Below are 12,758 nucleotides of genomic sequence, written 5' to 3' on the forward strand. Positions count from 1 at the left end.
GGGAGGTCGACGCCCCGCACGTCATCCTGCTCGAATGCGGCGATCAGCAGGCGCAGGCACGTCTGGAGGTGCGTGTGGTCCCGCTGTGCCCGGCGGATGTCCGCGGCGCGGCGCACCTCCAGCGCGGTCGGGAGGCTGCTGATCGTGATCGGCGGGGCCGCTGCGTCGCCGGTCACGCCTGCTTCTGAAGCAGTGGGAGGTAGTGATCCTTCATGCCCTGCCCTGACACCGTGGTGCTGTGTGAGCACGACACCACGGTGTCAGCAGGGCTGGAGCGCCACGGGTGCTGGGGGCGGGCGGGCAGCGGCTGGTCGGGGTTGACCTCCCCCAGCGCCACGCGGCCCACGCGCAGGTCCAGGCCCACGCGCTCGGCGTGCAGGCCGGACAGGAGCCGCAGCCGGGTGGGCTCGCTGAAGCTCGGGTCGTGGGCGGCGCGGCTGATGTCGGCCTGGATCTGCCCGCGGCGGGCGGTCACGCGGCGGCTGAAGCGGGCCAGGGCATTCCCACGCTGCTGGCGTGCCAGGGCGCAGAGGACGGACGGGGCGAGGAGGGCGGCGGCGAGCAGGACGAGCAGGAACAGAGTCATGTGAACCTCACTTGTGTCCGAGCGGGGGAGGGGATGGTCGTCGAGGGGCCGCTTGCTGCGTGGCGTCCACCGGGTGGCAGGCGGGGCGGGGAGGAAGTACTCGAGGAGGAGTTGCCGCGCGTCGCGCCAGCCCCAGGCGGCGTCGGCGTGGTACCCGGCGTGGCGCAGGTGCACGATCCAGGCGCGCTGGTCGGGCCGCAGCTCGCCGGTCAGGCTTTTCAGTTCCAGGCGCAGCCCGGCGCGGCCGTGGCTGGGGTGGTCCAGGCCCAGATCCGGGTACCCGGTGCGGGTGCCCATGCGCAGCAGCCGCGCGGCCTCGGGGCTGTAGCGCTTCCCGGTGCGGCTGACGCGCTGCTCCCGCTTCCCGCCGTTCGGGACGTGGAACAGCAGTGCGAGGGGCGGCAGGTCCGGGATGTGCTCGTCGGTCCAGTCGATCAGCCGGATGTGGTGGGTTTCCTCGTCCCAGGTCTGCTCGGCGCGGCTGGTGCCGAGGCGGTCGGCGCGGCTGTCCTGACTGCGGGCGTCCTGCAGGAGCCGCTGCGCGGCGGCCGTGACGCTCACGGCCGGTCCAGGCGCGCGGCGACGGCGCGGGCGACCTCGTCGCCATGCTGGGCGCGGACGGCGCGCAGATGCGGGGCGATGACCTGCAGGTCCCACAGGGTGCGCAGCCGGATCTCGCCGGTGCCGGTCAGGACGTACCCGTGGCGGGCGCCGCGGCGGACGCTGCGGGTCCAGTCCTCCTGGCCGATGTGCTCCCAGGTGTGGTACGCGAGGCTGGTGGGCCGCTCCGGGTCCTGCCCGAAGCGCGTGTACGGCGTGCCGGCCTTCGTGCTGCGCTTCAGGACGCGGCCGATCGCCGTTTCGAGGTCGGTGGGTTCCTCGTCGACGAGGACGCGCAGGAGGTGGTGTTCGGGGCTCAGGGCCGCGTAGTTCAGGGGCGGAAGGGTGAACGGGTCGGGGATCAAGTCAGTCTCGCTTGTCAGGGCTGGGGCTGGCGCCGCCGGGGCGGAGCGGACGCGGGTTCAGGGTGCGGGGTTTGTGGTCCCGGCAGCCCGCGTCGGGATGGGTGTACAGGGTGGAGCCGTGCGCGGTGGCCTTCCCGCTGAAGTCGCGCTGCCGGAAGTACCTGCAGGCGCGGTATCCGGCGTATTCGGGGCCGAACGCCTGGGGGGCGCGTCTGCCGTGCTGGATGCAGTCGTGGCAGATGCCGGGGAGATCGATCACGGCCGCTCCGGACTGAACGGGAAGAGCAGGAACTGCCCGCCGGCGTTCGCCTGGCGGCGTTTCCGCGCGGCCTTCGCGTCCTTCTCGCTCCGGGCGTCGGCGCAGCTGTACAGGGCGCAGGTCTTGTAGCCCTGCGGGGTGCGGTAGCGGAGCGTGGCGACCGGGTCGCCGGTGGGCACCAGCCCGGCTTTTTTCAGGGCGGTGCGGCTGGCCAGGGTGGCGGGGCAGGTCTCGTACTGGGGCAGGTCGGACATCGTCGTTCCTCCGTCAGGGGAGAGGGGGCCAGATCTGTTGCCAGGGGCCGTCCGGGCCGAGGCGGGCGATCGCACCTTCGGGGCGCGCGATGGCCCGGCTCCGGACGGGAAGGCTGGCGTTGCCGAGGGTGACGCCTGCGTCCTGGGCGGCGCGGTGCAGCAGGCCGAACGGGGCGAGATCCGTCCACGTGTCGGCCTCGCCGCGTTCGTCCAGGGCGCGCTGCGCGAGCGCGGTGAGTGAGGCCTCGAAGCGCTGCGCGTCCTGCTGGCTGTGAACCTGCCGCTGGGCGAGGAGGTTCAGCAGGTGGGCGGTGGCGGCCGCGCCGGGCTTGCGGCCGAAGAACAGTTGCGGGGCGCATTCCGGCAGGAACGACGCCCACCAGTGCGCCAGGGCGGCGGCGGGTGATGCTGGGGTCACGGGTTGGCTCCAGGGGAAATGCCACCCCATGCCTGGGGTGGGTGGGGGAGAGGGTCAGGTGGGCAGCGGGTCGAGCAGGTGCACGAGCTCACCGCGGAACGTGTGGCGGCTCAGGCCGAGGGCCGTGGCGACCGTCTCGCGGTTGTCGCTCGTGAGGTCTGCGACGGTGCGGAGCAGGCTCACGCGGTCGGGGACGGTCTGGCGGCGGCTGCGCATCAGCTGCACTTGGATCAGCGCGGCGGCGAACTCGGCCTCGCGGGGTGTGGCGTGCCAGGGGACGACGCGGGTTCCGGCGAGCCGTTCGGTGTCATGCGGCGCGAGGCGGTCGATGAGCGCTGCGGGCAGGGCGCGCAGGCCGGGCCACGTGCTGCCGGCCGGGAAGGTGACGGTGTCCTCCGGGCCGATGATCACGACGGCCCCTTCGAGCACCGCCCACGCGGCGTCCAGATCCGGCCCGCGGATCTTCGTGTTGTACGTCATGGGCGCCTCAGCTGGCGGTGGGCACCGGCTCGTACTGGCGGTTGAGTTCGAAGACGCTCAGGGTGTCCCCGTCGAAGAAGGTGACGGTCGGGCCGTCGACGGCTTTGATCATCACGGTGTGGCCCTGACGTTTGTGTCGCCACAGTTTGCCCTTGGCGACGTTCTCGCCTTCGGCAGCGGGGATGACGGGGACGTAGTCCAGGCGCTCGATGCGGCTGAGCTGGGCGTGCACGCTGCGGTCGATGGTGGACGTCTCGTGGGTGACCAGCTGCACGCGGTAGGTGGCGGCGGTGACCAGTTCGACGATCCCGTCGGTGCCGCTGATGCGGACGCCGTCGCCGGGTTTGAGCATCGGGTCGATGCCGAGCGCGGCCGGTTTCCCATCGGCGGGTTTCTCTGCCGGGATGGCCCCGACGAGGCGGTCCAGAGCGCGGTAGAACAGTGTTTTCATGTTGCCCGCCTCGCGCTGGGCTTCGCGGCTGGCGGTCCGTCCGGCGAGGTGGATCTCGCCTTCGGTCAGGCGGGTCCACCACTGCGCGCGGGGCAGGGCGCGGACCGGGGTGGGTTCTTCCAGCGTCTTGCGGACGAGCGTGCCGCCGTAGGTCACCAGGAGGTCCATCTCGGCGCTCTTGCGGGTCCAGCAGGGGCGGGCGTTCAGTTCAGCCTGCGGGACCGGGCGGATCTCGCTGACGCTGGCCAGCGCCGCGGCCGCCGCCCCCGGAACCTGTTCAGTGCTCGTGGCGGTGTCGATCCGACCCCCAGCGCTGCCGGTGTCCTGATCCGCAGAGGGCGTGTGACCCTGGGCCGCGTGAGCGGCCGCGCTGTCAGGCGCCTGCTGTTGATCCGTTCGTTCCTGATCCCCTGAGGAGGAGGAGAAGTTGGCAACCCTGGCGCGCTGTGGTGGTGCCCCTTCTTCTTCTGTTTCTTTGGAGATGTTTTTTCCCTTTTCTTTGAGTGTCCCGGATTCCGACACAGGGGTGTCCTGGATTCCGACACAGGGGTGTGTCGGAATCCGGAACAGGTTTTTGGTGTTGAAGGTCTTGCTGCTGAAAAAACCTGTGTCGGAATCCGGGACAGGTTTTTCGACCGCTTCCGGAAACCCTGTGTCGGAATCCACTACAGGTTTTTTCGGGCGTCCAGGACCGCGTTTCTGAGCCTGCTGCGTTTCGAGCGTTCCGAGGTAGGCGGCGTGCAGGCGGCTGAGTTCGTCGAAGTCCACCCACCAGGTTTCTGGCCTGGAGGTTTTCTGATCGCCGGGCTGGTACGAGAACACGGCCGGGTGGGAGTCGAGCAATTTGTTTTTCACGGCCCGTATGCGTTCGGGTCCCCAGCCGGTCAGGGTTTTGAGGTACCGGGCGCTCAGGCGGGCGCCGCGGTTCCCTTCACCGGCCCAGCTGATGATCAGGTACGCGAGGACGAAGGCGTCGGGGCCCGCTTTGGGCATGAGTTCGTCGCGCAGGTAGTTCGGGATGATGGTGAAGCCGTAGTTAAAGCTGCCCTTGGCCTTGACGGTCAGGGTTGGGGTGACGCCGTTTTCGGCGGCCTGTGGTGCATTCACGGTAGATCCTCGGAACGGCCCACCTTCCCGGGGTGGCGAGGGCATGCGGCATTGTTGCCGCTGCGGTCAGATTGACCAGAGCACGTATGCCGTCTAAGATACGTGCATGCCGCTAGCCTCTTTCGAGGCCAGATGGTACAGAGCCCGCAAAAACTCTGCTGTCTATGAACGCCTGGTGTTTCCCGACACTGGGCGTTCGCCTTTCAGGCAGTGTTGATCGGTGCCTTACCGGGTTAGCTGGCAGAGTATCACGCTCATGTGATCAGGGCTCCTTTTCCGTGAGCTCCTGGAAGACCTCGGGCCAGCGCTGGGCGTGCCACTTCAACTCCCAGCGCAACTCACCCCCTTTCAACGCTTTCAGTGCGTCCAGGCGGGCTTCCATCATGTGCGGGGTGAACGTCGTCGGGTGCCACGGTGCACCGGGACGCATCAGGACAGCCCGCACCTTGGCCTCGAACGCGGCGATGCGGTCTGCCTCATCCTTCGTGACCGGTGTGGCCGGAGCTGTCGAGGTGAACACTGGCGGATCGGGATCTTCCGCCTCGAGGCTCGGGGTGACGATCAGGTACCGCGTGCCGCTGTGGTTGTCCAGGCGCACGTCGTGCAGCGTCCAGCCGACCGCCTCGGCAACCGTCCGGGCTTCCTCCGGGCTGGGCTCCCCGCCGCGCGGGCGGGACAGGACCATCCGGTCGCCGTCGACGTCGGCGATCACCCGGACGCGCAGGCCGTTCGGGAGGTTCACCGGCACCTGCTTCGTGTCCCGGCGCGCCTCGGCCATGGCCAGGGCGAGCTGCTCGGCGAGGCGGTTCGCCCCCGCTTCCGCCTGGAACGTCTCGGGCTCGTCGAAGAGCGTCACGGGGGGCCCTGCCGGGTCAGGGGGTTCGCCTCGCGGTCCACCAGGGCGCGCGTGGCGTCGAGCAGCAGGGCCTGCCCGGCCGGGGCGTGCACGAACGCATGCACCCGGTCGATGTCCTCGTCGGGGTTCGGGTCGGTGCGGACCACCACGACGAGCACGGCCACGTTCGGGAGCTGCTGCGCCTGGACGAGGACGTCCTCCAGGCCGTCGATGACGCGCCGCATGTTCACTGCTCGGGCAGATCCTGCAGGAGCCGGTCGACCTGGCGGTTGAGGGTGACGGTCTGCCAGACGTACAGGCCGAGCGCGCCGCCCATCCCGCCGATCAGGAACGCAATCAGCAGCAGCAACGCGTACTGCCACACGGCCAGCACCACCAGCTCGCCGGTCACGCCCGCACCCCACTCGGGCCGGGTGTCAGGTCCGCCAGGGCGGCGTCCAGTGCGTCGAGGCTCAGCAGGCCGTACGGGTCCTCGAGCAGGCCTTCCTCGGCGAGGAGCATGGTGCTGAGCAGACTGCTCTGCGCCGTGAGGACCTGCGCGGCGCTCATCGGTTCGGGCAGCTGCTGATGCGCGCGCAGGTGGTCGCGCAGCGCCTCGAAGCCCCACTTGGGACTGCCGTACTCCCCGGCCAGCTGGAGGGAGATGTTCAGGCTGCCGGTCAGGGTCAGGGCGGTCGAGCGGACTGGCAGGTCCGGGTGGGGGTTCGGGGTGGTGGTCTGCATGGTGGGCATGGGTGACCTCGCGGGATGGGTGAAGCCCCAGCCGGGGGGCTGGGGCGGTGTGGGTCAGGCCGGGTGGTCAGGCAACGTCACATAATCGGTATTACGTGACTGCTTCACTGCGACTGGTCGGTTCAGGGAATGCGGACCTGGAGGTGGGCGGGGCCGCGGCCATGTTTAACCCGGAGCTGGTAGCCCTGGGCGGTCAGGTGCGCTTCGGCCTGGGGGTGATGGGCAGGTCGAGGTAGAAGGTGTCGCGCTTCTGCCGGAGCGCCCGCTCGATCTCGTACTGCGCCCGTTCCAGCTGGGCGTCGGTCGGGTCGGTCGCGTCGAGGCGGGCGCGGGCGTCACTGGCAGGCATCACGGTGCGGGACATGGTGTCTCCTGGGTGCTCTGGCGGATCTGGTGGGGGGTCCGGTGCAGCAGGTGCAGTCGGGTGGCCCACACCCAGGCGTCCTGATCGGGGTGGAGGTCATGTCCGCGCCGGATCGCGGCCCGCAGGCGGGTCAGGGGGGACGGGCCGGGCGGCGGGGCGGTGAGCTGCGTGTCGGGTCCTGGCGAGAGGCTGGCGCCGCGGGCGGCGCCAGCCTGGTTCACGCGCCGGAGCCGGGCAAACCAGGCCGGGAAGTGCTGTTCCAGCCAGCCGTCGCTGACGCGCAGCATGCCCGCGTCGATGGCGTCGTGCTCGGTCAGGTCGCTGAGGCGCACCGGGTGGACGGAGGTGGCCTGCGCGGCGGCGCGGCTCAGGCTGATGCGCATGGTTTCGGGGCGGCGCCAGCGGGTGGGGGCCTTCCCGACCTCCCAGGTGGCGCGGCCCGTGTCGTCCGGGGTGCATCCGGCCTTCCGGAGGTCCTCGAGGCTTTCGCTGATCAGTTGGGACAGGAACGGTTCGCGGACCGGCAGCCATTCGGGCCGGGCGAAGTGGTCGGCGGCGTAGTCCACGGCGACGTGCCCGTCGGTCCACGCGCCGACCTTCCAGCGTTCTTTCACACACAGGACGCTGCCTGGTCGGGTGCGGGGGAACAGGACCAGGATCTCGCCGGGCACCGTGAAGGTGTGGCCGTACCCGTCCGGTTCCGGGGTGGCGGTGAGGTCGGTGGGGACGAGCGTGCCGTCCGGGGTGAGGATCGGGCGGCTGTAGTGGGTGACGTGCCCGGAGGCTCGCAGTTCGCGCACGAGGTGAGGGGACAGGCGCAGGCTGTTCACGGGTTCTCCTGGAGGGTGGAGGGGGGCGGGGGTCTATGCTGGGCGCATGTCGTTCGCGCTCGTGCAGCACAACCTGGAGTTGCAGGCCCGCGCCGATCGGGTGGCGGCGCTGGAACCGGAAGCGCGCCGCCGGGAAGCGGTGCGCGCGGCGAGGGACGCGGACCCCGAGGCGCTGTGGGCGCTGGTCGAGGCGTTCCTGGTGACGCATGGCCGCCGGGGCGCGCGGGTCAGTGATCACACCCTGTCGAGCTACCGGACCGGCCTGCAGGTGTTCCTGGACTGGGCGGCTCCGGCGGGCGTGAGCCTGCTGCGGCCCGGCGGCAGTGACGGGTACCGATTTACTCGGCACCTGGAGGGGGCGCGGCTCGCTCCGTCGAGTGTCCGGACGCGCCTGGCGGCGGCCAGGGCGCTGTACGGGGCGCTGCGGTGGAGCGGGGCGACGGACGCCGCGCCGTTCACGGATGTCCGGACCGCGCCGGACCCGACGCCGCGTCACGAGAAGCGCAAGCCGTACACGGACGCGGATCTGGCGGCGATGCTGCTGGCGGCCGGGCCGCAGGAGAGCGTGATTCTGCTGCTGGGCGCGCACTGCGGGTTGCGGAACGCGGAGATGCGGTCCCTGGCATGGGGTGACGTGCACCTGGACGGTCCCGCGCCGTTCGTGAACGTGCTGGGGAAGCGGGGTCGCCGTCAGGACGTGGCGCTGTCGCGGTCCGCGGCGGCGGCGCTGCGGGTCTGGAGGGGCCTGCGCGGGCAGGTCCGGCCGAGTGATCCGGTGCTGCTGATCCGCTCCAGCCGCGGCCTGGGGCGCGCGGTGGAGCGGGTGTGCCGCGAGTCGGGCGTCGCGTACGACGGGCGGGAGGTGCATGGGCTGCGGCACAGCGCGGGCACGCGGGTGTACACGGTGACCAGTGACCTGCTCGCGGTGCGGGACACGCTGCGGCACCGCTCGATCGACAGCAGTGAGATCTACGTCGATTACGCCCGGGCGCAGAAGCCGAAGGTGAACGCGGACTGGTAGGTCAGCGTCGCCGGCGCCCCTTGTTCTTCGGACCTTTCTTCCCGGCACGGCCGTCGGGTCTGGGTTTGACGGGTTTGACCTTCCGGCGGGGCGGCCGCGCGGCCTGCTCGGTGGTGGCCTGGAGCGCCTGGCCGGGACGGTCGGGGCGTTCCGTGCGCGGGCGGTCGAGGGCGTAGCGGCCCCAGAGTTCGTGGTGTTCCTCGGGGCGGGGTGAGCGGATCTCGGCGGCAGCCACGACGATCAGGACGGTCTGTGGGGGCTGGCCGTCCTCCTGGTGTGTGAAGGCCCAGGCGTACGCGGTCACGCCGGGCAGCAGCTGGTGGCGGCCCAGCTCGTCGGGGTGGAGGGTCCGCAGGACGCGGGTGGGCACGCCGCGCTCGGTGCGGACGACGCTGACCGGGACGTAGGCCAGGGCGCGGGCCATCAGCACGAGACCGTCCGTCTGGTGACGTGGGGAGGCCTGTTCCGGGGTGTAGTGGACGCGGTTGACGTCCGTGCGGTGCAGCAGGGTGTGGAGGGGAACGGGGCTGATCATGGACGTCCTTTCTGAGTGAGGCGGTCACGGGGCCGTCTACGGGTCTGGGGGCACCTCCAGCGGTGGATTGGCCAGGGTAGGCCGCTGGCCTGCGGCGGGTGGGCGGGCTGGCGCGGGGTGACCGGCGCAGGCCCGTCGTGGGAGGGGCCGCGCCGCGCCGGGGTGGCATGGGCGTTCACCTCCAGGTGGTGGGTGGGCCGCGCCGCTGGGGCGGCGTGGCCGCGCTCAAGGGGTGGGTCTCAGGGCCGCTGAGTCGGTGTCCGGCGGGGCCGGATCGGAGGTGGTCACGCCGCTGCCTGGGCGGCGCCGCTTGTGTCTCCGGACTTACCAGGGTCGGGGGGAGGAGACTGGACGGAACGGGCCGGACTTGAACCGGCGGCCCACCGGACTGGGGCCGTTCCATGACGCGCCCGTTCGTCTGGGCGCGAGGTGTGTGGTCGGCACGCATTGCTCCTCTCGGCTGCGTGGGGAGGCCTCTAACGTGCGAGTTGTTCGGCGGGGTCGCACCGCAGTTCCCTGCTGTCTCGCGCCTGGGAACCGGGGGCGCGCCAGTGGTTTCCCGGCAGCGTCGCTGCTGGGTCTGGGTCAGTGCTTCGTCTGTCATGCGTCTCGCACGCGGCGCGTGCGTGGGCTCTCGCCCTGGATTCCCGTCGTTTCGGCGGTCGGGATATCGCCGTGAGGCCGTAAAAAGACCCGCTGGGCGCGGGGGTGAGGGGCGGGTGGTTCAGGGGATGGGGTCGCTGATGTCGTCCCACTGCACGCCGAGGATGGTCAGCATGGGCGCGACGATGCGGTGCGGGAGGTTGGTGGGTGGGTTGGGTTGCTCCCAGCGGTTGTAGCGGCCGCGCGTCATGCCGATCAGGTCCGCCATCTGCCACTGGGTGTCGATGCCCGCGGCGAGGCGCGCGGCGATGAGCTTGTCGGGGTTGAGCTGGCGAGGCTGGCGGAGGTGGGCGGTGTTCTCCACCGTCCATTTCCGCAACCCTTCCCGTACCCCTATGTTTCCGTTCACGCTGGCAATGTACCCCAGGGTTACATATAAGGCAAGCGGAAACAGCCCAGGTGCCACACTCGCGCCACATCCCCCGTTACGTGATTGCTAAAGTACCCCTGCGTTACTACCGTAACGGTGAAGGTATCCCCAGCGGGCACGAGCCTGCCGGGAAGTGAGGAGTGTGCAGTGGCGAACGTAACCCGTCCCCCGATCGTAACCAACGACCCTGAACGCCGCCAGATGCTGGCCTGGCTGGTCAAACAGAACGGGGGCATCGTGAAGGTCGCCCGGGAGAGCGGCGTATCGCGCAACCACATCCACCGCCTGATCCGGGGATTCGAGAAGACCAGGACCGGCCAGAAGGAGTACTCCATTCTGGACCTCGACCCGCACTCCATCAGCGGCCTGCTCGGCGCGTTCAGCCTGTCGCTGGAGCGCGCCTGGGAGATGTTCGGCATTCCACAGGACGTCCGTCAGCGCTGGCGCGGCTTCGAGAATCCCAGCGGCGAGGTCACCCGCGAGGTCAACGTGTCGCTGGGGATCATCGCGCTGGACAGCGTGCCCCTGCAGGGCACGCTGTTCCTCCCCGCAGGGGCTGGATTAGAGGTCCTGACGAATCACGCCGACAAGGCTGGCCTGCAGGTCGTGACGGTGGGCGGGCAGCTGTACGCGCTGCCGCCTAGCGCGGTGCATCCGTCCGCGCAGGTTCACGGGGCGTTTGCCGGGGTCCGTATTTCAGGTCGGCGAGAATCTCTGTAGCACGATCCAATTCTGCTGGCGTCGGCAGGTACGCATGCCAGAATCGCTGTTCCAGACGCAGGTGTGCGCAGGGAACAGCGACTTTGAATGCCCCGAGATGATGGAAAGGAATGGGGGATTTGAGGCGCAACGTGCTCACGACCTCGAACCTACGTGCTGACCGGGTGATCCGTGCTGAAAAGTGCCGCGCAGAAGTACTTCGGAACATCACCGGTACGCCACGCAACCGACACACACTCGACACTGATCAGTCTAGACAGATCGTCGTCAGCAGCCGGAGCATGGCCCGACGCCGTCACTCATCAGACTGACAGAACCACCCCTCGGGCCGCCTGGCATGGGTGACGCAGGCTGAGCGGGCGTAGCGGCAGCCTGCGTGGAGGGCTGAGCAGGGATGGTCGCCGTGGTGGTTTCAGCTGAAGCCAGGGGCGACGCCAGGGCAGTCAGCAGACCGAGCGCCAGCATCAGGGGCATGAATTTCTTCATGCCCCCAGGGTACGGATTCGCCGTTCTCATTTCTACGTGTCGCGCAGGGTGACAAAGGCGCTGAGCTTCTCCACGAACTCCGGCCCACGCGCCAGCCTGACCAGCGCCGTGAGCGCCTGCTCCCACGGCCCCTGCGCCTCACCGGGCGACTGCGCCGCCCAGCGCACCGCCCGCGCCACGCGCGCCAGGGACACCACCGGACGGCCCTGCAGCGGCAGCCCCTCCCAGGCGTCGCTGTAGCGCTTTTTCTGCATCGAATGCGCCCGCGTCGGCGCCTTCAGGGTCAGCTCGCGGGTCTGGATCACCGACCCGCGCTGGGCGGGTAATCCGAGCACGCGGCCCTCGAAACGCACGGCGTTCCCGACGAACAACGGCAGGGTCATGATCAGGTCGACGTATTCCGCCGGGGCGCCGGGCAGGTGCGCCAGGATCATCAGGACGTCCGGCATCCGTTCCCGCAGGTACAGGGCCAGCGGCCGGTGCGTGGTCATGCGTTCCCACCCGCTCCGGATCATGCGCACGACCTCGTGCGGGTCCTGCTGGATCTCGGCGCCCAGGGCGTGTGCCCGCAGGATCAGGCCGCCGAGCATGACGCGCTGATCCGCGGCCCTGGTCTCGATACTGGCCAGCATGGTCCCGGCCTGATCGGCGCCGCCCGGCTCGTCGAGCAGCCTCGCCACGCGCAGCAGCCACGCGTACCCGGCAAACGGCCGGATGGTCACGCCGTCCGGAATGGCGTGGTCCGGATACCGCAGTGCGAGCGCGAGCTGCGCGTAGGGACTGGTGCGGACCGCCTCAATCTCGGGCAGACACACCTCGCCGTTCAGCAGGGCGGTCGCCACCAGGCCGCGGACGTCGGCAGGGCCCACGAGGTTCACGGCCATGCGGTAGTCACCCAGTGTCAGGGCGATGTCCGCCTTCAGGCGGTTGGCGTGCTGCTGTCGGGCGACGGGCGCCTCGTAGGCGGACATGATCCGGTCGACGGCCTCGATGCTGCCCTCACCGATCCGGGCGCGCGCGCCCTCCAGTTCGAGTTCGCACAGCTGGATGCGGTTGCTCATGCGCAGCGCGCGGGCCAGGAGGGTCGCGGCGTGCAGGTGCAACTCGGCCTCGGGCAGCTCCAGCACGCTGGCGCTCAGTCCCACCGCGAAGGACGCGTTGGCGGCGTCGAACAGTTCCACCTGCGAGGGGCCTGTGGGGTAGATGTTGCGCGCCTGGGTCATCACCTCGGCGTAGTTCTTCATGTCGGTCAGGGCCTGGAGCCGCGCCCCGCGCGCCAGCGGCTCGTCGGGGTTGAGGCGCCGGAGGGCCGGGAGCACCTCGGCGTCCTGGCGGCTGCCGAGCGAGGCCAGCAGACGGAGTGACGTGACGTTGGGGTCGGCGTCATCTACGGACGCCGAGAGTTCATACCAGCTCATGCGCCGTTGCCGCTGTTCCCATTCGACGGCGTCGAAGGCGGCGGGCAGGGTGGTGAGAATGAGCGGCTTCCCCATGAATGGCTGTTCAGTGTTCCACACGACGCGCGCCACTCGCGTGAATTTCGCCCCTACCCCCCCCATCGGCTTGATTTCCCGTATGTATCTCTGCGTTTCCATTTGATTTCTAATGTACCCCTGGGTTACATTGGCGACAAGAGCCCCCACAGGGGGCACTGCCCAGGA

The 12,758-nt window shown here is 69.9% G+C and carries 18 protein-coding genes; 2 read left to right on the forward strand and 16 right to left on the reverse strand.

Going from position 1 to position 12,758, the window contains the following annotated elements; translation table 11 throughout:
* Positions 1-172 precede the first annotated feature (172 nt).
* The 13 genes from EXW95_RS02255 to EXW95_RS02315 all read right to left on the reverse strand — a co-directional run bounded on the left by EXW95_RS02255 (position 173) and on the right by EXW95_RS02315 (position 7,302).
* A complete protein-coding gene (locus EXW95_RS02255) occupies positions 173-1,147 on the reverse strand; it encodes a VRR-NUC domain-containing protein (RefSeq protein ID WP_174366063.1) in 975 nt (324 codons plus the stop codon).
* The gene (locus EXW95_RS02260; protein ID WP_174366064.1) at positions 1,144-1,551 is read right to left on the reverse strand and encodes a hypothetical protein; all 408 of its coding nucleotides are present in this window, start codon (positions 1,549-1,551) and stop codon (positions 1,144-1,146) included. The genes EXW95_RS02255 and EXW95_RS02260 overlap by 4 nt, the downstream gene beginning before the upstream one ends.
* Before the next feature lies 1 nt (position 1,552).
* Positions 1,553-1,810, reverse strand: a complete 258-nt coding sequence (locus EXW95_RS02265; protein ID WP_174366065.1) for a hypothetical protein — start codon at positions 1,808-1,810, stop codon at positions 1,553-1,555.
* Positions 1,807-2,064, reverse strand: a complete 258-nt coding sequence (locus EXW95_RS02270; protein WP_174366066.1) for a hypothetical protein — start codon at positions 2,062-2,064, stop codon at positions 1,807-1,809. The genes EXW95_RS02265 and EXW95_RS02270 overlap by 4 nt, the downstream gene beginning before the upstream one ends.
* 13 nt (positions 2,065-2,077) lie before the next feature.
* Positions 2,078-2,482, reverse strand: coding sequence for a hypothetical protein (locus EXW95_RS02275; protein ID WP_174366067.1), 405 nt, complete (start codon positions 2,480-2,482; stop codon positions 2,078-2,080).
* Between the two features lie 54 nt (positions 2,483-2,536).
* Positions 2,537-2,962, reverse strand: coding sequence for a hypothetical protein (locus EXW95_RS02280; protein WP_174366068.1), 426 nt, complete (start codon positions 2,960-2,962; stop codon positions 2,537-2,539).
* Positions 2,963-2,969: 7 nt separating this feature from the next.
* Positions 2,970-4,520, reverse strand: coding sequence for a hypothetical protein (locus EXW95_RS02285; RefSeq protein ID WP_174366069.1), 1,551 nt, complete (start codon positions 4,518-4,520; stop codon positions 2,970-2,972).
* A gap of 262 nt (positions 4,521-4,782) precedes the next feature.
* Complete coding sequence (locus EXW95_RS02290; protein WP_174366070.1) at positions 4,783-5,376, reverse strand: hypothetical protein; 594 nt, start codon at positions 5,374-5,376, stop codon at positions 4,783-4,785.
* Complete coding sequence (locus EXW95_RS02295) at positions 5,373-5,600, reverse strand: hypothetical protein (protein ID WP_174366071.1); 228 nt, start codon at positions 5,598-5,600, stop codon at positions 5,373-5,375. The genes EXW95_RS02290 and EXW95_RS02295 overlap by 4 nt, the downstream gene beginning before the upstream one ends.
* A gap of 2 nt (positions 5,601-5,602) precedes the next feature.
* Positions 5,603-5,767, reverse strand: a complete 165-nt coding sequence (locus EXW95_RS02300) for a hypothetical protein (protein WP_174366072.1) — start codon at positions 5,765-5,767, stop codon at positions 5,603-5,605.
* On the reverse strand, positions 5,764-6,108 hold the full coding sequence (locus tag EXW95_RS02305; RefSeq protein ID WP_174366073.1) for a hypothetical protein: 345 nt from the start codon (positions 6,106-6,108) through the stop codon (positions 5,764-5,766). The genes EXW95_RS02300 and EXW95_RS02305 overlap by 4 nt, the downstream gene beginning before the upstream one ends.
* Before the next feature lie 193 nt (positions 6,109-6,301).
* Positions 6,302-6,472, reverse strand: coding sequence for a hypothetical protein (locus EXW95_RS02310; RefSeq protein ID WP_174366074.1), 171 nt, complete (start codon positions 6,470-6,472; stop codon positions 6,302-6,304).
* Positions 6,457-7,302, reverse strand: a complete 846-nt coding sequence (locus EXW95_RS02315) for a hypothetical protein (protein WP_174366075.1) — start codon at positions 7,300-7,302, stop codon at positions 6,457-6,459. The genes EXW95_RS02310 and EXW95_RS02315 overlap by 16 nt, the downstream gene beginning before the upstream one ends.
* Positions 7,303-7,348: 46 nt before the next feature.
* On the opposite strand from EXW95_RS02315, the gene xerC reads away from it, so the two are divergent.
* Entirely contained in the window at positions 7,349-8,323 is a 975-nt protein-coding gene (gene xerC / locus EXW95_RS02320) for a tyrosine recombinase XerC (RefSeq protein WP_174366076.1), read from the forward strand.
* A 1-nt stretch (position 8,324) separates the two neighbouring features.
* Here xerC and EXW95_RS02325 read toward each other — a convergent pair whose 3' ends face one another.
* Both EXW95_RS02325 and EXW95_RS02330 read right to left on the reverse strand, forming a co-directional pair.
* Positions 8,325-8,858, reverse strand: a complete 534-nt coding sequence (locus EXW95_RS02325; RefSeq protein WP_174366077.1) for a hypothetical protein — start codon at positions 8,856-8,858, stop codon at positions 8,325-8,327.
* A gap of 724 nt (positions 8,859-9,582) precedes the next feature.
* Positions 9,583-9,870 (reverse strand): helix-turn-helix transcriptional regulator, encoded by a 288-nt coding sequence (locus EXW95_RS02330; protein WP_174366078.1) that lies wholly within the window; start codon positions 9,868-9,870, stop codon positions 9,583-9,585.
* A 168-nt stretch (positions 9,871-10,038) separates the two neighbouring features.
* On the opposite strand from EXW95_RS02330, the gene EXW95_RS02335 reads away from it, so the two are divergent.
* Positions 10,039-10,611, forward strand: a complete 573-nt coding sequence (locus EXW95_RS02335) for a hypothetical protein (protein ID WP_174366079.1) — start codon at positions 10,039-10,041, stop codon at positions 10,609-10,611.
* A gap of 518 nt (positions 10,612-11,129) precedes the next feature.
* Here EXW95_RS02335 and EXW95_RS02340 read toward each other — a convergent pair.
* On the reverse strand, positions 11,130-12,590 hold the full coding sequence (locus tag EXW95_RS02340; RefSeq protein WP_174366080.1) for a hypothetical protein: 1,461 nt from the start codon (positions 12,588-12,590) through the stop codon (positions 11,130-11,132).
* Positions 12,591-12,758 lie beyond the last annotated feature (168 nt).

This window comes from Deinococcus sp. JMULE3 (genome assembly GCF_013337115.1).
GTDB lineage: Bacteria > Deinococcota > Deinococci > Deinococcales > Deinococcaceae > Deinococcus.

Excerpts from the sequence above, each read along its gene's own strand:
- EXW95_RS02295 (WP_174366071.1), bottom strand. The coding sequence starts at position 5,600 with ATGCGGCGCGTCATCGACGGCCTGGAGGACGTCCTCGTCCAGGCGCAG.
- EXW95_RS02340 (WP_174366080.1), bottom strand. The coding sequence starts at position 12,590 with ATGGGGAAGCCGCTCATTCTCACCACCCTGCCCGCCGCCTTCGACGCC.
- xerC (WP_174366076.1), top strand. The coding sequence starts at position 7,349 with ATGTCGTTCGCGCTCGTGCAGCACAACCTGGAGTTGCAGGCCCGCGCC.
- EXW95_RS02270 (WP_174366066.1), bottom strand. The coding sequence starts at position 2,064 with ATGTCCGACCTGCCCCAGTACGAGACCTGCCCCGCCACCCTGGCCAGC.
- EXW95_RS02305 (WP_174366073.1), bottom strand. The coding sequence starts at position 6,108 with ATGCCCACCATGCAGACCACCACCCCGAACCCCCACCCGGACCTGCCA.
- EXW95_RS02325 (WP_174366077.1), bottom strand. The coding sequence starts at position 8,858 with ATGATCAGCCCCGTTCCCCTCCACACCCTGCTGCACCGCACGGACGTC.
- EXW95_RS02280 (WP_174366068.1), bottom strand. The coding sequence starts at position 2,962 with ATGACGTACAACACGAAGATCCGCGGGCCGGATCTGGACGCCGCGTGG.
- EXW95_RS02310 (WP_174366074.1), bottom strand. The coding sequence starts at position 6,472 with ATGTCCCGCACCGTGATGCCTGCCAGTGACGCCCGCGCCCGCCTCGAC.